Annotated in this window: 14 protein-coding genes; 9 read left to right on the top strand and 5 right to left on the bottom strand. The window is 67.5% G+C overall.

The annotated features are described in order from the left end of the window. The first annotated feature begins 13 nt into the window (after positions 1-13). Together ACFXIV_RS31445 and ACFXIV_RS31450 are read left to right on the top strand one after the other, a co-directional pair. Positions 14-712, top strand: a complete 699-nt coding sequence (locus ACFXIV_RS31445; RefSeq protein WP_379394630.1) for a hypothetical protein — start codon at positions 14-16, stop codon at positions 710-712. Next, positions 709-2,538, top strand: a complete 1,830-nt coding sequence (locus ACFXIV_RS31450; RefSeq protein WP_379394628.1) for a protein kinase — start codon at positions 709-711, stop codon at positions 2,536-2,538. The genes ACFXIV_RS31445 and ACFXIV_RS31450 overlap by 4 nt, the downstream gene beginning before the upstream one ends. A gap of 93 nt (positions 2,539-2,631) precedes the next feature. On the opposite strand, the gene ACFXIV_RS31455 is transcribed toward ACFXIV_RS31450, so the two are convergent. Further along, positions 2,632-2,985 carry a DUF4254 domain-containing protein gene (locus tag ACFXIV_RS31455; protein ID WP_354830395.1) on the bottom strand — a complete coding sequence of 118 codons (354 nt, stop codon included), beginning with the start codon at positions 2,983-2,985 and terminating at the stop codon, positions 2,632-2,634. A gap of 331 nt (positions 2,986-3,316) precedes the next feature. On the opposite strand from ACFXIV_RS31455, the gene ACFXIV_RS31460 reads away from it, so the two are divergent. Together ACFXIV_RS31460 and ACFXIV_RS31465 are read left to right on the top strand one after the other, a co-directional pair. Further along, positions 3,317-4,156, top strand: coding sequence for a GntR family transcriptional regulator (locus ACFXIV_RS31460; RefSeq protein WP_379394624.1), 840 nt, complete (start codon positions 3,317-3,319; stop codon positions 4,154-4,156). Next, complete coding sequence (locus ACFXIV_RS31465; protein ID WP_379394622.1) at positions 4,153-4,836, top strand: GNAT family N-acetyltransferase; 684 nt, start codon at positions 4,153-4,155, stop codon at positions 4,834-4,836. Before ACFXIV_RS31460 ends, ACFXIV_RS31465 begins: the two co-directional genes overlap by 4 nt. A 40-nt stretch (positions 4,837-4,876) precedes the next feature. Here the strand turns inward: ACFXIV_RS31465 and ACFXIV_RS31470 are convergent, their stop codons facing one another. The 4 genes from ACFXIV_RS31470 to eccD are packed head-to-tail and all read right to left on the bottom strand — an operon-like array spanning position 4,877 to position 12,089. Beyond that, on the bottom strand, positions 4,877-5,134 hold the full coding sequence (locus ACFXIV_RS31470; protein ID WP_379394620.1) for a hypothetical protein: 258 nt from the start codon (positions 5,132-5,134) through the stop codon (positions 4,877-4,879). A gap of 24 nt (positions 5,135-5,158) precedes the next feature. Further along, positions 5,159-9,181 carry a type VII secretion protein EccCa gene (gene eccCa / locus ACFXIV_RS31475; protein WP_379394618.1) on the bottom strand — a complete coding sequence of 1,341 codons (4,023 nt, stop codon included), beginning with the start codon at positions 9,179-9,181 and terminating at the stop codon, positions 5,159-5,161. 17 nt (positions 9,182-9,198) lie between these two features. Further along, positions 9,199-10,671: a type VII secretion-associated serine protease mycosin gene (mycP, locus tag ACFXIV_RS31480; protein ID WP_379394616.1), complete on the bottom strand. Its 1,473-nt coding sequence runs from the start codon at positions 10,669-10,671 to the stop codon at positions 9,199-9,201. After that, positions 10,668-12,089 (bottom strand): type VII secretion integral membrane protein EccD, encoded by a 1,422-nt coding sequence (gene eccD / locus ACFXIV_RS31485; protein ID WP_379394614.1) that lies wholly within the window; start codon positions 12,087-12,089, stop codon positions 10,668-10,670. The genes mycP and eccD overlap by 4 nt, the downstream gene beginning before the upstream one ends. A gap of 210 nt (positions 12,090-12,299) precedes the next feature. Here eccD and eccA point away from each other — a divergent pair, with 210 nt between their 5' ends. From eccA to ACFXIV_RS31510, 5 genes are all read left to right on the top strand, one after another. Beyond that, a complete protein-coding gene (eccA, locus tag ACFXIV_RS31490) occupies positions 12,300-14,135 on the top strand; it encodes a type VII secretion AAA-ATPase EccA (RefSeq protein WP_379394613.1) in 1,836 nt (611 codons plus the stop codon). Between the two features lie 14 nt (positions 14,136-14,149). Then, complete coding sequence (gene eccE / locus ACFXIV_RS31495; protein WP_379394612.1) at positions 14,150-16,303, top strand: type VII secretion protein EccE; 2,154 nt, start codon at positions 14,150-14,152, stop codon at positions 16,301-16,303. 195 nt (positions 16,304-16,498) lie between these two features. Further along, positions 16,499-17,665 carry a hypothetical protein gene (locus ACFXIV_RS31500; RefSeq protein WP_379394611.1) on the top strand — a complete coding sequence of 389 codons (1,167 nt, stop codon included), beginning with the start codon at positions 16,499-16,501 and terminating at the stop codon, positions 17,663-17,665. A 59-nt stretch (positions 17,666-17,724) separates the two neighbouring features. Then, on the top strand, positions 17,725-18,990 hold the full coding sequence (locus ACFXIV_RS31505; RefSeq protein WP_379394610.1) for a hypothetical protein: 1,266 nt from the start codon (positions 17,725-17,727) through the stop codon (positions 18,988-18,990). Positions 18,991-19,096: 106 nt separating this feature from the next. Beyond that, positions 19,097-20,344 carry a hypothetical protein gene (locus ACFXIV_RS31510; RefSeq protein ID WP_379394608.1) on the top strand — a complete coding sequence of 416 codons (1,248 nt, stop codon included), beginning with the start codon at positions 19,097-19,099 and terminating at the stop codon, positions 20,342-20,344. Positions 20,345-20,491: the final 147 nt, after the last annotated feature.

Consider the following 20,491-nt stretch of genomic DNA (forward strand, 5'->3'; position numbering starts at 1 on the left):
GTGCGCCGCCGGAATGGGTGCCGCCGTGCTGGTCCTGGCCACCGCGTGCGGGACCGACGGCGGTGCACCGGATTACGGGCCGTACGCGATCCATGGCGACGATGACTTCGATCGGCAGCCGAGCCGGATCCGCGGGATCTTCGCCGAGTCGGTGCGGCTGGCGGATCACATCGTCTTCGCGACCGATATCGATCCCGACCTGACGACGGTGCGCGGCGGCGGGATCTCGGCCGACGATCGCGGCTTCCACGAGACCGCGCTCTCGCCGCAGCAGCGGGCGGCGGCGCGCCCCTTCGGGGTGGCCGGTTCCTTCGGTATCGCGGTCGCCTTCGGCGTCCGCGCCTTCTCGGCGCTCTCACCGGAGCCACCGCACACTCTCGGCAAATATTCCGGCAGCGGCGTGACGGCGCTGGCGGTGTCCCACAACAAGTACCTGTATCGGATGCGGGATTCGAAGGCCGCCGCACAGTACGGCCGAGACCTCGCCGCCGACCCTGAGAATTCGGAGTACACCTGGATGCGTAATGTCCGCGGCCTGACCGCCGCAACCTGTTCGCAGGCGACCCGCCCGGACCCGAAATCCGTGCAGGCCCGCCGCTATCGCTGTGTGGTGGCGCGCGACGGGTATGTGGCCGTGGTCTACAGCAGTACCGAGACCGATGTCCGGCAGCTGGCGGCGGCGCAGTACGCGATCATGGGAGGTCCGCGATGAAGGCACTGCTGCCCGACGATCCGCGCTGGATCGGCCCGCACCATATGATCGCCGTCATCGGCACCGGCGATATGGGCCGGGTGCTGCTGGGCCGCACACCCACCGGAAAGCTGGTGGCGGTCAAGCAGATTCACCGCTCGCAGACCGTGGATATGGAGTTCCGGGCGCGCTTCCAGCGGGAGCTGGAGACCACCAAGCAGCTGACCGGACCCTATACGGCGGCCGTGGTGGACAGTGACGCGGATGCCGAACGCCCCTGGCTTGCCACCGAATACCTGCCGGCGCCGGATCTCGCGACGGTCGTTGCGGCCTGCGGTCCGCTGCCGTTGCCGGGCCTGCGCCTGCTGGCGATCGGCCTGGCCACCGCCCTGATCGAGGTGCACCGGGCGGTGCTGGTGCACCGGAATCTCAAGCCCGGCAATGTCCTGCTGATGCCCGAGGGCCCGCGCATCATCGATTTCGGCATCACCCGGGCACGCGATGGCGAGGGCGCTTCGGACGCCGTCGCCGACGCCGCGCCCTACGTGGCCCCCGAGCAGGCCGGGGGCGAGCCGGTGACCTCCGCCGTCGACATCTACGCGGTCGGCATGCTGCTGGTCCTGGCCGCCACCGGATCCATGTCCGCCACACCGGATCTGCAGGCGGTCCCGCATGCGCTGCGCAAACTGGTGGAGTCCTGCCTGGCGCCCGATCACGCGCACCGCCCGTCTGCGCGTCAGCTGCTGGAGCAGGCGGAGCGCATTCCCGCGGAATCGGCGTGGCCGCAACCGGTGCTGGAGTTCATCGAGACGCATCGAGCAGATGCCGAGTGGTGGGCTTCCAGCGGTGAGCAGGAGACCCGCTATCGGGATCAGCTGGCGCGCTTGGCCGGTCGACGGCGGCGCACGATCGGCTGGGCGGCGGCGGCCGTCACCGGCCTGGTGGTGGTGAGCGGCACGCTGGCGGGGCTGAGCCGGTCGTCGCAGACCGACGGCCATGCCCAGCCGCGCACGGACCCGTCACTGGACTTGACGGCCATGGAATTGCGGCTGCTGGACTTCTGCGCGGTCATCGACAAGGCGGTGCCCGGCAAGCTCGGCACGCGCACCGGTGATCCGCAAGCCTCGCCCGAGGGCGGCTGCGGCACCACCGTGGTCGATTCGACGCAGCGCAAGGTCCACTACAACCTGGACATTCCCGACCACTCCATCGGTGTGGACCAGTTGACGCCGACGGGCCGGACTGCCGGCTGGGGCCCGATCCTCAGCGCCGGAGCCGCGGACAACAAATGCGACGCCGTGCTGGTGACCCAGTCCGGCGGGAATGTGCCGCTGCGGATGTCGGCCGAGGAGCTGGACCCCGCGGCCCAGCCGGGAACCGCCTGCACCGCGGCGGAGGACGCACTGACCGCCGTCGCGCAGCAGCTCACCTCGTACGTGCCGCAGCGGACGGTCCCGTCGAATTCGATTCTGCGCGTGGACCCGTGTTCGGTGGTGCAGGACAGCACGATTCGGGAGATCGTCGGGGATATCGCCGACCATCAGCGCGCCCCGCACGCCTGCGCGACCATCGGCCGGGACGGCTGGGTCCGCGTCGACCTGGTCGACCAGAGCCGTCCCGATCAGGACGAGTGGACCTACGAAACCCTGCAGGCCGGCGAATTCACCGCGTACGTCACCGGCGCACGCTCCAGCAACGACTGCTACCTCAGTTATCTGGTGCGGCCCACGGATAAAGGCAATGCCGAGCAACTGAAGCTCACGGTGTCCGATCTGTCGAATTCACCAGATGCGTGCGGCAAGGCCGTGAATCTGCTCGACGAGGCTATCCGACAACTGCCGAAGTAGCCATCTCCGCGCACTGCAATTGCAAATGATCTTTCGCGCGGAACATGGCGGTCCGGGCCGCCCTCGGGCCCGGACCGCACAGTTGTTTCGTTATTACCAGGCGGGCAGCCGCCGCCGACCGGCGAGCACATCACGAACGAGATCGTCGTAAGCGTCCGACAATTCGGCTAAATGGTGCCAAGCGCCGTGTAGCATTTCATCATTCGCGTCAAGGGTCATCAACGCGTGATGAGCCCGAACCGAAGCCTCTGCGAGGCGATCGATGACCGAACCGACCGTTTCGGTGTGCAGGGTCGCACCCAGCCGATGCTGGGGAACCGAGCGCACGATCCAGTCGTCGATGGCCATGACCAATTCGATTCGGCGGCGCTTTGTTTCGACGATCGAGGTGGGATCGGTTTCCGGACCGATACCGCCGCGCCCGACCAGCCGCCGCTCGTGCAGCACCGCGAGATCATGGGCGAACCACAGCAGGGGTCCGCCGATCACCCGGTGACCGCGACAAGCGCGCAGTAGTAGGTCGGAGGTCGGCAATAGGCCGGCAGCCAAGGGCTGCGCCTCCATATCCGCATACGAAGCGGACACGTCGGGCAATGCCACAACGACCGTGTTTGATGTCTCCGAACCTGCCACGTTGCCTCGCGTTCTTCGACGTATAACAACACCGCATTCAGGACGTTCATTACAATAAACCTCAGAATGCTGGTGTCAAGCCTTACACGGCAGTAGTACTACCGGAGTAGACTTCTGAGCCTTGAAGCAACAACCGAGGAGCGAGATGGCGGACGGTCCGAGATATCAACGGATCGCAGACCTCCTCCGCGAGGAGATCCGCGCCGGCAAGTGGGAACCGGGCGATCGACTGCCGAGTCACAATGAGCTGGCCGACCAGATGCAGGTTTCGATTACGACTGCTCGCAACGCAATTCAACTCCTGGTTGCCGAAAATCTGGTTTACACAGCCACTTCCCGGGGCACCATCGTGCGCAGTCAGGAAGTGCTGGAATCCGTTGTCACCAACCATATTCGGCCGGACCGGCCGAAGGCGGCGCACGACATCTTCTCCGAGATCGCGCGCGCCGCGGGTCGGGAGCCGTCCAAACAGTTCAGCGCCAGAATGGAACCGGCCAGTCTGGAAGTGGCGCACTGGCTGGGTGTCGCGCGCGACGAGTGGGTCGTGTCGCGCACGATCATGCAGTATCTGGACAACGAGCCGTGGTCGTGGGAGGTCAGCTTCTATCCGCGAGATCTGGCCGAAGCCACCGGAATCGACGCACCGCACGACATTCCGGAGGGCACCACGCGGCGGCTCGCCGAACGCGGATTCGCCGAGACCGCCCATCGCGACACCATCGTCGCCCGACCCGCCACGGCCGAGGAGGCGGCGCTGCTGGGCGTGGGCCCGGGTACGCTACTGCTCGACCATCTCCGCATCGGAGCCAACCACGATCGCGTCACCCGAGTGACGCGCCATCGTTCCACAGCGGCCCGCAACCGATTGGCATACGAATTGGGCGATGACGAAGGAACGGACATTATTCGTAAAACTCTGGGCGCTCCATTTCCGTCCGGAAATTCCCATTCCTTCGGTAATTCCCGGCTACCCGGTTCGTCATGAAACCGCACCTGCGCCGCGCCCGCATCGCCGATCTTGGGACCATCACCCGGTTCCGGCTGCAACGTACGAGCTGGCTGGCGGCGCGCGGCAGTGACCAGTGGACCCGGGCCGGGCGAGGACTCCCCATCGAGACCTTCGTCCGGTTCGTGGCCCACGCGGTCCGCCAGGGCGAGACCTGGATCGCCGAGGTGGACGGCGAAGCGGCCGGCACCATCACCGTCAACGACCGCGCCGACGAAAACCTCTGGTCCCCCGGCGAACTCGCCGACGCCGTGATCATCCACTACATGATCGTCGACCTCCGCTTCGCCGGAACCCGCGTCGGCGAAGCCCTCCTGGCGCACGCCGCCCACCTGGCCCGCGAACAGCACCGCACCTGGGTCCGCCTCGACGCCTGGACCACCAACACCGACCTCCATGCCTACTACCGCCGCGCCGGCTTCCACCTCGCCCGCATCGCCGGCCCCGAAGCCACCGGCCCCTCCCGAGCCCTCTTCGAACGCCCCACCGCAGCCTGGCCCCACCCCGTCACGACGCGCCCGACCCTCACCCTGGCGGCAGGCGAAACCACGCGCTTCCCCCTGAACACGGACCCCACCACCATCTGGTCCCTCAGCCACAACCCACTCCTGCGCACCCTCCCCGGCGCGATCACCGAGCCGGGGACGGCGCCCACATAGCCCTGCGGCTACTGCATCTCAGCGGCGCAGTTTCGGATCGTCACCGGCGTAGACGCTTTCGGCGAGGTCGCGCGTCCGCAGACACCGTGCTGTGGACGGCGACGATGTCCGGATGGTCGCGATTCGCCTCGCGGTCGAAGCGGGCACGGAATTCGGGTCCTCGGCGAGGTGGGGCCAGAAGGCGTCGCGCCGGGGGCAGGGCGGGGTGGGTGGCCAGGTGGACCGTGCCCATTCCGCCGCTCCCGTGCGCGCGTTCGATGCGGTGGCCGCCGGGTATCGAGCCGGGGCCGATGTTCATGCGACTTCCTTGTGCGCCGCCTGGTTACAGCGCGGGGAGGTCGGCGATTTGGATCATTTCGTCGCCGCGGGAGCGGGACCAGAGGATGCCGCGGCCGGGTGGGAGGCGCATGGGGCGGATGTCGCCGATGAGTTTGCCCTCGTCCCGGGAGCCGCTCATGAGGAGGGCGGGGACCGACAGGTTCTTCATCGAGCCCAGGACCTGGTCGTAGAGGGCTCGGGAGATGCCACCCATATTGCGCGAGATGATGACGTGCAGGCCGATGTCGCGGGCCTGCGGTAGGAGCTCCACCAAGGCGCCCAGGGGGTTTCCGCCCGCGACGACCATGTCGTAGTCGTCGACCACGACGTAGATCTCCGGGCCGGTCCACCAGTCGCGGTCGCGCAGCTGCTGGGGGGTGATGTCGGAGCCGGGAATGCGCTTGGAGAGGTAGTTGACCACTTCCTTGATCATGCCGCCACAGGTCTGCGAGGAGGTGGAGTACCCGGCCAGCTGGTCGCCTTCCAGCACACCCAGCAGAGTTCGGCGGTAGTCGATGAGGATGACGCGGGCCGTGTCGGCATTGGAGCTCTCCGCCAGGCCGCGAATGATGTTGCGCAGCACCGTGGTCTTACCCGATTCGACTTCGGAGAAGACCATGAAGTGCGGGTCGGAGCTGAAATCCAGGACGATCGGCTGCAGTTCGGATTCGCCGATGCCGATGACCACCTTGGTGGGGCTCTGCTGAATTCCGTGCCGGCGGGCCAGTTCCAGCGCCTGTTCGCGGGGCACGCTACCGGGCAGCGTGCGAACGGCGGGTGCGCGGCGTTCGCCCCAGATGGCCTGCATCTCGGTGCGCGCGGCGGCCACACCCTCGGCCAGATTCTGGACATTGGTGTCGGAGTCCAGGCGCGGCATGGCGATGAGCATGTGCAGCTGGTCCGCGGTGAGACCGCGGCCGGGCCGGTTGAGCGGGACGTTCACCGCGACGCGGCGGCCCATCTCGGAGTCGGAGGGGTCACCCAGGCGCAGCTCGATGCGGGTACCGATCATGTCCTTCACCGAGGCCCGGATCTCGCCCCAGCGGTTCGCGCCCAGGATCACGTGGATGCCGTACGAAAGACCCTGGGCGGCAAGCTGTCCGACCACCGGCTCCAGGCTGTCGAATTCCTCGCGGACGACCTGCCAGTTGTCGATCACCAGGAACACGTCGCCGAATCGGTCGGCCAGTACCGGGTCGTCGGCGCGGTCCGAGGCCAGCGCGGCGTGCTTGCGCCGCCGGAATTCGGCCATGGATTCGATACCCTGGGCGGCAAAGCGCTCTTCGCGTTCGCGCAGCAGGGTGGCGAGTTCGGCGATGGTGCGCCGCACCTTGTCGGAGTCGAGCTTGCCGGCGACCGAACCCACGTGCGGCAGGCCGACCAGACCCGCCATGGAGCCACCACCGAAGTCGAGGCAGTAGAACTGCGCCTGTTCGGGCGTGTGCGTGGCCGCCGCGGACATGATGATGGTGCGCAGCGTGGTGGACTTGCCGGACTGCGGGCCGCCGACCACGGCGACATTGCCCTGCGCCCCGGCGAGATTGATGGTGAGAACGTCGCGGCGCTGCTCATAGGGCTTGTCGATGATGCCGATCGGCATCCACAGCTGCCCGTGCCGGTTGACCGGCGACCGCCAGTCCGGATCCGGCAGCAGCATGTCCACGGTCGGCGACTCGTCCAGCGGCGGCAGCCAGACCTCGTGGGCCGGGCGGCCGTGACCGGTCAGGCGTTTCACGACTGTCTGGAGCAGGCTGTCGGGCAGGCCTTCGTCGCCCGTCGGCGGCGGGGGCGGCAGCAGGTCGAGCGGATCGAACGGGTTCTCCGGTTCGGGCTGCTCGAGGATTTCGACCATCGCGGCGGTGAATTCGCGCGGCGGCGCTTCCACGACGGTGGTGCCGTCCGCGGCCTGCCGGGCCGCCCGGGGCGCGACGTAGGGACCCGATACATAGGTCGCGTTGAACCGCAACGGATCCGAGGCATCGCTCTTGAGGTAGCCGGAACCCGGAACACCGGGCAGGTGATAGGCGTCGGTGATGCCGAGCACCGCGCGGGATTCGTTGGCCGAGAACGTACGCAGACCGATGCGATAGGACAGATGCGAGTCGAGGCCGCGCATCTTGTTCTCCTCCAGCCGCTGCGAGGCGAGCAGCAGGTGGACGTGGAGCGAGCGGCCCAGTCGGCCGATCATGACGAACAGATCCGCGAAATCCGGCTTCTGCGAGAGCAATTCGGAGAACTCGTCGATGACCACGAACAGCGCGGGCAGCGGGTCGAGCGGCACGCCGGCCGCGCGGGCCTTCTCGTACTCGTTGACATTGGCGAAGTTGCCCGCGGAGCGCAGCAGTTCCTGCCGCCGGTTCATCTCACCGGCGAGCGCGTCGCGCATACGGTCGACGAGCGAGAGCTCTTCTTCGAGGTTGGTGATGACCGCCGCCACGTGCGGCAGCGGGTCCATACCGAGGAACGTCGCACCACCCTTGAAGTCGACCAGGATCAGGTTGAGCTGATCCGGCGAGTGCGTGGTGACCATCGAAAGAATCAGTGTGCGAAGGAATTCCGACTTACCAGAGCCGGTCGCGCCGATGCAGAGACCGTGCGGACCCATACCGTTCTCGGCGGATTCCTTGATGTCGATCTCGACGGGCGTCCCGTCGGGGGTGATGCCGATGGGCACACGTAGTCGCTCGCGTCCGGCGCGCGGCCGCCACACCTTGGCCGGGTCGATCTGGGACGCGTCCGGAATCTTGAGCAGGTTCATCAGGCCGGGGTCGGCGGCGGAGGTGTTGTCGCCGAGGCTGACGATCTGCGCCGCGGTGGCGATGCGGAAGCGAGCCAGGCTGCGCGAGAACGCCTCCGCCTCGGCGAGGGTCACGCTGTCGGCATTGGCGAACTTCTCGGTGCCTGCCGCGCTCTTGGCGAACACCTCTCCCCCGACCGCGACGAGCTGCAGCCCGCGCCGCGCGGCCAGGCTGTTCTCGGCGGCGCTCAGGTCGATGACGGTGACCGCGTCCAGACCGGACTCGCTGATCAAACGCTCACTGCCGCTGACATATCCGTCGTCGATGATGACGACCAGGTGCATGCGCCCCTGCGTCGGTTGCGGATTGCGCATGAACCGCCCGCGCTCGAGCAGATCGTCGGCGAGCGCCGTCTCCAGCTCACCGAGCGAGCCGTAGATCATGCGAGCCGCGCCCATGCCGTCGCGCTGGCTCGAATGCTGCACGTGCGGCAGCCATTTCGCCCACGCCCAGGCCTCGCAGTCGGGTTCGGCCGTGACGATGGCGACGGCGACGTGGTCGGGGCCGTGGAACGCGGTGAGCTCCATGAGCATCGACCACACCAGCCCGCGCACATCCTCGGCCGGTCCTTCGACATTGATGGCGGGGAAGGCGCGCAGCGACACCGCCGTCGGCAGGTGGTGCACCACGGAATGCGTTCGCACGAAACGACGCAACGCCACCGTGGAGACCGGTTCCAGATCCTCCAGCGGACCGGTTTCCGGCCGCGCCAGCTTGGCCGCGAGCCGATGCGTGCCGATGCCGACGCGCACATGCCCGAAGTCGGGATCGTTGGGCCGCCGCTCCCACATGCGCCGGGTGCCTACGATGGACGGCAGGTCAGCCGGTTCCGGATGACTCCAGACCAGCGTCTCCAACTGCTTCTGCCCGGTGCGCCGGACCTCGCGGCGGGTCTGATCGAGGTACCGGAAGTAGTCCTTGCGTTCCTCGTTCAGCTCCGAGGAGCTCTTGCTGCTGCCGCGCTGACCCATGAGCATGCCGGCCATCGACATGATCATCATCATCGGCATCATCATCATGTACGGGTTGGACAGCATCGACCGGCCCATCAGGCTCATCATGGCGAGCATGCCGATCATGGCGACCACCATGACGACCGGCATGAGCTTGCTCATGAGCGGCGCGGGCACCGGACGCGGAATCTCCGGCGGCGCGGTCAGCGCCATCTCACCGCCCGGGGCGCGGGGTGGGGCGATGCGGGGCCGGCGCACGAAACCTTCGGTAGCCATGGGTATTTCTCCGGTCGTTAGGAATCGAGGTCGGGTAGCTCGTCGTCGCGGCGGCGTCGCCGGAACGGAATCGACACGGCGAGACCGATTCCCAGCGCGGACAGACAGACGAGGGTTCCGACGGTGGCGACCAGCCGCGGCAATCGCGGTGGGCCGGCAGGCTTTTGCGGTGTGGGGAAGGCCTGGGATTTCGCGGCCCCGACATGGATCGGCAGCTCGGGCGTGTCCGCGGTGAGCGTGCTCGCCGGGAACTGCGCGGTGAGGGCGGCGACCGGATCGATCAGGCCCGCGCCGACGCGGTCATCGTGGCCGGTGCCGGGCTGATGCGCGGTGAGCATGATCTGGTTCATCACCTGCCGCGCGGTCCAGTCCGGGTACTTCGCCCGCACCAGCGCCGCCAGGCCCGCCACGTACGGCGCCGCGAAACTGGTTCCGTTGATGGCCTTCTGGCCCGAATCGAGCCCGGTGGCGTTGACCAGCCCGGTTCCGCCGGGCTTGTTGTCGAGCGAGACGATGTTGGTCCCGATCGCCGCGACACCGACCCACGGACCGTAGAGCGAGAAGCTGGAGGGTCCGCCGCTGGGATCGACCGAGGCGACCGCCAGCACGTACTTGTTGAACCAGGCCGGGCTGGAGATGGTCTTCACCTTGTCCCAGCTGGTCTTGGTATTGCTGTACTGGTCGTTCTGCGTTCCGCAGCCATTGGCCTGGTCCACATTGCCGGCGGCGACGACCACGACCACGTTCTGTTCGTAGGCGAAACGCACGGCGTCGCCGAGCGCGCTGTCCGCGGTGTCGCCACCGGCGGCCGTGCAGGCGTCCTCGGAGATATTGATAACGGTCGCACCCATATTCACCGCGCGCACCACGGCTGCGGCGAGGGTCTGCATATTGCCGTACCCCGACTTGCTCATGCTGCCCGGCGTGTCCCCGCCATTGGAGTCCTTGGCCTTGTAGGCGTCGCTGAGCTGACGGATCGACAGGATCTCCGCGTCCGGCGCGACTCCCACGAACGCGTCGTCCGCGCTGGGCTGAGCGGCGATGATGCCCGCGACCAGGGTGCCGTGGCCGTCGCAGTCCTCGGTGGTGCCGTCGCCGTCGGAGACGTAGTCCCCGCCGCCCTGCAGGTTCGCCAGCCGCGGATGCCGATTCACACCCGTGTCGATCACGGCGACCTTCTGCCCCGCGCCCCTGTGGTTCGGCCCCGGATTGGCCTGCCAGGCCCCGGGCAGGTCGAGCACCTTCTGCGCGACGGGTTCATCGCGCGGGGTGTCGCCCTTCAGCGACTGTTCGACGCAGACCGCGTTCTTCTGGGTCGGCACCGGTGGCGCGGGCTTGCCGGCCAGCGCCTGCGCATCCCCGATATGGGAGAGGTCAGGATCGGGCTGGGTGACGGTGGCCGCCGCGGTGCCCTGCGGCCCCAGCAACGCACCGCCGAGAATCGCCCCCGCACACAGTGTTCGCGCCCAGTTTCCAGGACGCCGACTCATATGTTCCGAGCCGTCGAGTAGACGTCCATGATCCACAGCACCAACGGGACGATCGACACGATCAGGCCGTATTCGAACAGCTCGTTGAAGCGCCGGGTGACCGGGGTGACCTCGACGTGCGGCCCGATGACGCCGAATCCGATGGCCCCCACCGCGAATACCAGCAGCAGCCCGGCGGAGACGAGCAGCATCCCGTCGTCGGACAGTGCCAGCAGCACCGCCAGACCGATGAAAGTGACACAGCCGCTGGCGATCAGCGTGGCGGCCTGGGTGAGATCGGCGAACGAGCGTCCGCGCAGGCAGAGAATGATCGAGATGACGACGGCCAGGGCGATGCCCTGCCCGCGGTCGGAGTGCAGCGGGTCGGCCGTGCCGAGCGCACCGGCGACGGCGCCCAGCGCACTGCCGATGACGATGCCGGTCTGGAACTGATTGGCGGTACGGGCACGCTGCCCGAGCCCGTGTGCGGAGGGCAGCACGGTCGCGCCGATGGCGCCGATGCCCTCGATGGTGGGGCGGGGTTCGTGGTCGGCCGGATCGATGGCGGCGCCGGCGGTGGGCACCGGCGGCACGGGTAGTCGTGCCAGCATGGCGGCCAGCCGCGGCACCATCGACAGCACGATGATCGACGCGACCAGTACGCCCGCAGCCACTTTCGGCACCCCGGCATCCCAGATCATGCGCACGGCCGCGCCGATTCCGGAGAGGATCACCACGGTCACGACGGCGGAAACCACCGCGGCGCCGGCCCCGATGATGCGGTAGCCGACCACGGCGAGCAGGAGGGTCGCGGCCGCGCCGAGCATGAGGTGCGGACTGCCCACCGAGCCGGGCACGGCCAGCGCGGCGCCGCCGAAGGTGAGCAGCAGCATGCACAGCGTGAGCACGGTCGCGGTCAGCTCGTCGGCGTACTTGCGCATGGCGATGGCGGCGGCGACCAGCGCGGCGATGGCGCCGCCCAGCAGCAGGGGCGGCGCGACGAACTTGTCACCCCCGGATCGCGAGATCAGGCCCAGCACAACCGCGAACGCGACCGCGGCCACCCCCGCCACCAGTCCGGTCCACCGTGCGGCGGTCACGGACCAGCTGCGGAACTCCTCGGCCGTGAGCCTCGACACAGCGTCGATGACGTCGTCGAACAGCGCGGGCGCTTCCTTGGCGGAAACCGCCCGCAGCACCAGCAATTCGCCGTCGTAGATCTCGGCGTCATTGAGCGTCTGACTGGGCGCGATCATGTCGCGTCCCAATTTGGCCAGTGTCCAATGCTGCGACTGGAGTGGAGTTCCCCCCTCCTCGCCGCCGATCGGGTCCGGATTGCGGGATTCGATGAGGCGCACCAGATCACCGATGAAGGCGGCGATCGGAACGTTGGCCGGCAGACCGACGTCGAGCTGGGTATTCCCCCCGATGACGGACACACGGCACAATTCGGGTTCAGCCGCCCGCGGGCCACTGATCGACTGTGCTGTCACTAGCTGAACTGCTCCCCTGTAGCTCTCAACAGTTGCCCGCCCAGGGCGGTTAACCATAATGTATCCGACTGTCCGCAGCCGTGCGATTCGCATGGTGTGGGTGGGGATTGTGAACGAAAGACCAACCAGGTTCGACGAATTCGGGGTTCGACTAGGATGATCGACACTCGCCAGGCCCAACGCGCCTTCGATGCGGGAGTGCTGTCACTGGGGTTGAGCATCGAGGGCCAGGAGTCGAACCGGGACCTCGACTACGCCAAACTCGCCTTCCAGCGCGCGACCGAATGGGACCCCACCATGGCCGACGCCTGGCTGGGCCGGGCCGCCGCCGGTGAGGTCACCAAGGATGTTCTGAGCAACCTGTACAAGTGCAGCACCGTCTCGCTGGGGCGGGAACAGCGCCGGTTGGGGCTGGCGCCGCGACAGCTTGCCGGACGTTTCCTGCCGGGCCTCTACATCGATTACCCGCTGGCCGGTTTCACCGAGATCCACCTGGCGTGGGCCGCGCACCTGATCGCCGAGAAGCAGTACGACGAGGCCGAGCAGGTGCTCGACGAACTCGAAAAGCACCGGCGGGCACGGGCTTCCGAGCCGGATTTCGAAATCGACGGCCGCATCGCCAAGTACGTGCGCGGCATCCTGCACTACAACACCCAGCGCTGGCCGGATGTGATGACCGTGCTGGCCGGTTCCGAGGGCTGGGAAGACCCGTATCTGGCGGCCGGCGCGCATGTGATGGTCGGCACCGCCTGTGCGCAGCTGGGTCTGTTCGGTGAGGCGATTCGCCGGATGGAAGCCGCTGAGGCGGGCCCGATTCCGGCGGCCCGAACCGCCGCCATGTTCTGCCGCGGTCTGTGCCTGCGCGAGAACGGCGCCGCCGACGAGGCGCAGGCGCTGTTCGAGAAGGTGTATTCGCAGGCACCGGATTTCGACGCCAACACCGCGGCCATGCGCGACCGCACCTACCGGATCACCCTCACCACCAAGGAGGTGATCGAGGCTCGCACCGACAGGTGGGATCCGGCCTCGGCGCCCTCGCTGGAGGAGAAGCAGGCCGCCGAGCACGAGGACCGGGCCAAGGAGATCCTGGCGCAGGCGCGCGCCGAGCTGGACAAGCAGATCGGCCTGGCCGCGGTGAAGACGCAGGTGGCCAAGCTGCAGTCGAGTGCGCAACTCGCGAAGATCCGTGCGGAGAAGGGACTTTCGAGCTCGGCGCGCGGTCAGCATCTCGCGTTCACCGGCCCGCCCGGGACCGGTAAGACCACCATCGCGCGCGTGGTCGCCAAGATCTATTGCGGCCTGGGCATTCTCAAGACCGACAAGGTCGTCGAGACCAAGCGCTCCGACTTCGTCGGCCAGCACCTGGGCTCCACCGCCATCAAGACCGACGCCCTGATCGACACCGCCATGGACGGCGTGCTGTTCATCGACGAGGCGTACACCCTGATCCAGCAGGGTCTTTCGGGTGGTGACGCGTTCGGCCGCGAGGCCGTCGACACGCTGCTGGCCCGGATGGAGAACGACCGCGACCGTCTGGTGGTGATCATCGCCGGATACGACGGCGAGATCGACCGCTTCCTGGCCTCCAACGACGGTCTGGCCTCCCGCTTCGCCAAGCGGCTGCAATTCCCGTCCTACACAGCCGAAGAGCTGGGCCGGATCGGTGAAGTGGTGGCGTCGAAGCGGGATTCGGATCTGTCCCAGGACGCGCTGCACGCCTTGGTCGAGACTTGTGGGCGGCTCTACAACATGGAGAGCACCGACCAGAGCGGGCAACCGCGCCGCGGTGTCGACGTGGCCGGCAACGGCCGTTTCATCCGCAACCTGATCGAGGCCGCCGAGGAGGAACGCGAATTCCGCCTGGCCAATGACGAATCCATCGATCTGAGCGCCATCGACGAATCGGTGCTCATGCGGATCGAGGGCCCCGACATGAAGGCCGCGCTGAGCACCCTGCTCGCGTCACTCAACCTGTCGTCGGCCGCCGACTGAGGGGCAACTGAACTGTGAACGACTTTCCGCGGGGAGCGGGCGGCTATCAGCCGGGCGGAAATGGTGGGAACCCAGTCGGGGACGGGGGCTACCCCGGAGACGGGCGGCACGGCCCGCCGCCGAGCGGTTACCCGCAGGGTGGTCCGGGCGGCTACGGCCAAGTCGGACCGCGCGAATACGGACAGGGCGAGCCGGGCTTCGGGCCCGGCGGACCCGGCAACTTCGCGCCGACCGGTGCGGCGAGCGGCCATTCACGCAGCGGGGAAGGCGATTTCGGCCATGGCGGGTTCGACGCGTTCTCGCACGGCGGCTCGCCCGTAGCCGCGCCGCCGCGACCGGCGCCGCCGCAAGCGCGTCCCCCGGCGGCGCAGTCCGCACCGGAGCCCGTGGAGCCTCAGGGGCAGCACTCACAGCCCTCAGCGAACCGGCCCGAGGCGAATGCCCTTGCGGCCGAGCTGCGGTCGGATGATCTCTGGTTGCTGCGGAATCTGCCGCTGCGGCTGGTGATTCCGGTGGCCTTGATCGGAGTCGCGGTCTCGCTGGTCGTGGTGGCACTGCACGCACCCTGGTGGGCGGCGCTGGTGGCCGGGCTGGTGCCCGCCCTCATCGGGCTGGTGCCGGTGGCCGGGACACCGATCGGGCTGCGGCTGGGACGATGGGTCGCGTATCGCTGGAAGCAGGCGCGGCGCGCGAGTCTCGACGAGAACGCCCTGGTCGACGTCCCGCTGCCCGATGGCGGCAGCTGCGGATTGCGCTGGGACGGCACGCTGTTGACCACCATGCTGCGCATCGATCCGCCGCCGGACACGCTGACGTTGCTACGGCGCGGTTCACTGAGTACCGATCAGCTGTTGCCGCTCAACGAGATCGCGGCCTGCCTGCGGCAATACGATGTCGAGCTGCATTCGGTCGATGTCATCAGCACCGGCACCCGCACCGCCAGCACCGAGGCGGTGATCTCCGGTTACGCGGCCAGCATCGCACCGCTGGGCCGCCTCTACGACGAGATCCTGGGCCCGCTGCCCGCCATCGCACACCGCACCATGTGGCTGGTGCTGCGCCTGAATCCGCTCGACAACGCCAAGGCCGTCGACAATCGCGGCGGCGGTCCGGAGGGCGCCCTGCGCTCCGCCCTGGTCGCCACTCGGCGGGTCGCGAATCGCCTTGCCGGGCACGGCATTACGGCGTCTGTACTGACGACGTCGGAGATGACGACCGCGATTCGCGAGCTCACCCGCGGTATTCCCGTCGGCGAATTCACCGAGCACCCGGACAACCTGGAGCACCACGGGGTTCACCTGACGAGCTACCAGATCGATCCGCAGCTGTTCAATTCCGATGGCCTGGCCAAGATCTGGGCGGTCCGCAGCCTCGCCACCACGGTGACCGTCCGCCTGCAACCGGTCCCCGAGCCGGGCGCGAAGCCCGGCCAGCCCGCGAGCATCATCGAGGTGGACGCCCGAGTCCGCTACGACACCCCTTACGAGCACGGCGAACCGCCCGTCGCGGGCCTGAAGGAACTACCCCGCCGCCAAATGTGGGCGCTCATGGACATCCTCGCCTACGGCACCCAGGAGATTCGCCCCAGCGGCTACCGCGGCCCCGTCGACGTCCTCACCGACATCGCCATGCCGACCGCCGGCTGCGGCCAGCTCATCGGCGCCGACAACACCGGCAGCGGCATCGCGGTCCCCCTCATCGGCGACGGCTCCCGCCGCATCGACATCATCGCCAGCCTCCAACTGGCCCAACAGGTCATCCTCCGCGCCATCGCCCTCGGCGCCGGCGCGGTGGTCCACACCGCCCGCCCCGGCGCCTGGCAGGGCATGGTGACCAATGTCGCCGCCCCCCACGCCCTCTCCCTGGCCTCCTCGGTCACGCACAGCTCCCGGGGCACGGCCGTCACCGGCCGCCTCCCCAGCCCGGCCGCCACGGTCATCGTCTTCGACGGTGTCCCGGCCAGCGCTCCCCCGGGCTCGGCCACGGTGGTCACGATCCACGAATCCATTTCCGCCGACTACCAACCCGACGCCGACGTGACGATCGTCCAGCACCCGGACGCCCCACACACCATCTCGGTGCACACCCCCGCCACCATGACCACCGCCCAAATGGTCACCACCCCGGCGGAACAGCATTACCTCAGCGGGGCCACGGCCCGGCGCTGAGACACCAAGTCCCCCAGTGGATTCCCAAGGTGTGCCGCTGCTCGAACCTGACAGTATGCTTTGCAGGCGAGCAGCTCAGGTATGGCTGGTCATTCGTTTCGGGGGAAGTTCTACATGCGTCACGGTTTCAACCGACCTCGGTCGGTCCGCGTCCGGCCGCGCGCGGCGGCAGCAGCGTTCTTACTGATCACAGCTTTGACGAGTACCGGCTGCGGGTCCGATTCCCGTGCGGCCGAAGCGAACTCGGTAGATCTGAGCGCACTCGACACCGGCAGCTACGTGACCGCGCCGACGCCGGTCACCGCCACCGACGCGAGCGGGCGCATCACGGAGGCGCTGCGGCTCGGGAACACCATGCCGCTGCCGATGGAAATCGATCCCGCGCTGACCCACGACGATGGTGGTGTACACCCCTTCGCCCATATCTCCGAAGTGCTTCGTCCCGAGATGAAGGGCGGCCATTCGGCGTTCGGTTGGCTCAATGAGGCGGCCTTCACCAATGATCCGGCCGGATTCGTGGCGGGTTTCGCGACGGCCGCACGCACGGACGAGGACGAATCCCTCGGGTACCGGCTCACCGATGTCGTCATGGTCTTCGACAACGACGGCGACGCCACCGCGGCCGCGGCGGACGAGGGGGCCAACGGTTTCCTGGACGTCGGCTTCGGGACGGGTGAGCCCGCGCAGTCGTCCGTGCACCCCGCCGCGCACCTCTCGTGGCTGCCCGACGACCAGTACCTCGCGACGTTCTACCCGACCGGGAAGTACCTCATCCTCACGCTGGTCAACAACGCCGAGAACTTCTACGCGAAGATCTCGGATCTCCCCGATCTGATCGCAAAGTCCGACAGGGCGATCGACGTCACCGCCGACAAGCTGAAATCGTTCCAGCCCACCGCGCCGGACCAGGTCGACTCGTTGCCGGTCGATCCGCAGGGCCTGCTGCGCCTCACCCTGCCGCGCCCGGCCGGGGACCAGACGGCGCACGCATTCGACGGCGTACTCGACAGGCACGGAGCCCTGCACACCGAATCCGATGTGGTGCTTGCCCGCTCGTTGTACGACAAGGCCGGGGTGGACGCGGTCGCCTACGGCGCAGGAGCTCTGTACCGGACCCGGGACGCGAACGCGGCGAAGGACTTTGTGAAGTCCAACGTTGACAAGTTCCTCCACCGGATCGATTCGCCGCCCGGGCTGCCGAGCGCGTTCTGCGTGAAGTACCACGGCCCCGATGTTCATGCGTTCCCGTTCACCTGCTCGGTCGTCTATGGACGTTTTGTGGCGACGGTGTGGTCTCAGCAGCAGCAGGACGTCTTCCAGCGCATCTCCGCGCAGTACGCCATGCTCGCCAACGGGAAGTAGGGGGAATCGTGAAGCGTCTCGGTGCTCGCCGTGGTTGCGGCAGAACAGTTCTCGGTGCGGTGTCCTTCGTCGTCGTGGCCGCCGTGACCGCGCCCGCCCTGGCCGGATGCGCCAGCGAGGTGTCCGGTACCGCGGCCGCCGCGGAGGTCGACGTCCGGGAACTCCCGGTCGGCAACTACCCGACCGACCCGCTCGACGTTCGGATGACCTACCGCCACAGCAGCGGCGAGGGATATGCGATGGCCATCGCGCGCCTCGCCGACAACATGGTCATCGGAGCGGACGTCGACCCGTCGTTCAGCCACAATCTGCTGTCCAAGTCGCTCACCTCGGCATCCAGCACCTATGCCATACTGGCCGACCCGGTTCGAACGGTGCTGGACGCCGGCAACATGGTCTACGGCTACTCCACCGCCTCCAGCACCAAACCGCTGGGCAAGTCCGGCGGTTTCAGCCTCTCCGGGAACTTCCAGCCCTTCGGCGGCGCGGACGTCGATCCCACCGCCAGTTCGTTCAACCTGACCGTGATCCAGTTCCCCGACCAGCAGAGCGCCCAAACGGCCGGACGGGACATGGAGGCCGCCGACTTCAACGTGGCCCCCGACCAGAACGTCCACGTCACCCTCACCGGGAACCCCGCCGCCATCGCCCATTGGCGGCCCGGCGTCCCATCGCTGGCGGCCGTCTTGACCGACGGCCCGTACGTGGTCGACCTTTTCGTCCAACAACCCACCGCCGACCTCGACGGCCTGCGCGGCCTCGCCGGCAAGATCCTCGCCGCCCAACTGCCCATGCTCGACCGCGCGCCCGCACTGTCGGCCAAGGAGATCTACCGCCTCGATTACGACCCCGACGACATGCTCCGCCGCACCCTGCACCCCAGCTCCTTGATCAACCCCAACCCGGACACCGAGATCACCCACACCGCCCGCGGCTACCTGCACTACGTCGACGACCAGACAACCTGGAAACCCTTGCTGGACAACAACGGCGTCGACCGGGTCGCGGAGGCCGACAAGGGCAGCCTCCTCTTCCGCGCCCACGACCCCAAGTCCGCCGCCGCCCTTTGGACCGCCATCACCGCCCTCACCCCCACCCCCGCCGAGGCCCCCGCCAAGGTCCCCGACGTCGCCTGCGCCGACAACCACGACGCCGCCGCCAAGAACACCGACAAGGACTACAACGCCTGGAACGTCGATGACAAGTACATCTGCACCGTGCGCTACGACCGCTACGTCGCCCGCGTCGCGAGCAACCAGCTGATCGACGCCCAGCAGAAGGCGGCAGCACAGTACGCCCTGCTCGCGAACAGTCAGTACCTGTGAGATGCCACCCAGCCGATTTACAGGGTGCGCCGCACATCCATACCTCCCAGTACACTCTGCACACCAGAAGCAAGGTGACACTGGCTATTCGGTTTCGGCGGGGGGAATGCTCGACATGCGTCATGGCTATGGCCGACTACGGTCGGCCCGCATCGGGGTGCGCGCGGCAGCGACGGCGCTGCTCGCGGTTTCAGTGTTGGTGAGCGCCGGATGCGGGTCGGAATCACATGCGGCCGAAGAGAAGACGGCCGATCTGGCCAAGCTCGACACTGGCAGTTACCCGACGAAACCGCAGGACCCGACCACCTCGGATCCCGCCAAGCGAGCCCGCATCCTCGAGGCTGTACGGCTCGGCAACCTTCTTCCTCTCGCCTCTGAGATTGATCCGGCCCTTACACACAACGGGTCCGGTGCAAACGTATTCACCGGGCCGAACTCGTTCGGCGGCTATCTCAACATCGATCATTTCGGCGATGACACACCGGGATTCGTTGCCGGCTTCGCTACCAGCGGACGTCCTTCGGAAGATGTCTTCGTCGGATATACGCTGACAAATGCCGTCATGATCTTCGACAGTGACAGTGCAGCCGCAGCCGCGGCGACTGCCCTCGCACGGAGCGGCATGACGCTGGAGTTGCCGAACACTACGGCTGATCCTGTGCAATCGAGCCAACATCCAACCGCCCAAATGATCTGGGCTCCTGCCGAACAGCGGCTGGCCTCTTGGTATCCCACCGGGAAGTTCGTCGTCTTCACGATGATCAATGAGATCGAGAACGCCGTCGTCCAGAACGATCTCCACGTCGCGCCCGAACCCGCACCACTTGCGGTTGCCGACAAGGCCATCGACGTCACCACTGACCGGTTGAAGAGCTTCCAGCCGACACCGCCGGACAAACTCGCCGAGCTTCCACCCGACCCCGACGGCATGCTCAGACTGAGCCTGCCACGACCGGCGGGCGATCAGACGGCTGATGCGTTTACCGGGACGCTCGACCAGCACGGCACGCTCCACATTGTGGGCGATACAGCCGTATACAAGGCACTATTCGAGAAAACGGGGATGGATGGCGCTGGTTACGGTGCGGGAATCCTGGTTCGCACCAGGGACGCGGCCTCGGCCGAGACCTTTCTCGACACCACATCCACTTCGCGGTTCAAGCATCGGATAGAGCCGCCGACCGGACTTCCTGCTGCACGCTGCGTGAAGTATCACGGCCCCGACGACAACGCGGCGCCATTCACTTGCTATGTGACATACGGGCGGTATGTCGCAACGGTGTGGTCTCAGCAACAACAGGATGTGTACCAACGGATTTCCGCGCAGTACGCCATCCTGGCGAACAACAAATAGGGGGGCTTGTGAAGAGGCTTGTCGCTCACCGTTTCGCTGGTAGAGCAGTCGTCGGAACGATCGTCGTCCTTCTAGGCGTGGCATCACTCTCGGGATGCGGGAGCCAGACATCCGGGAGCCCGACCGCAGGCGAGGTCGATGTACGAC

It is taken from the genome of Nocardia sp. NPDC059236, assembly GCF_042754085.1.
Taxonomy (GTDB): Bacteria; Actinomycetota; Actinomycetes; order Mycobacteriales; family Mycobacteriaceae; genus Nocardia.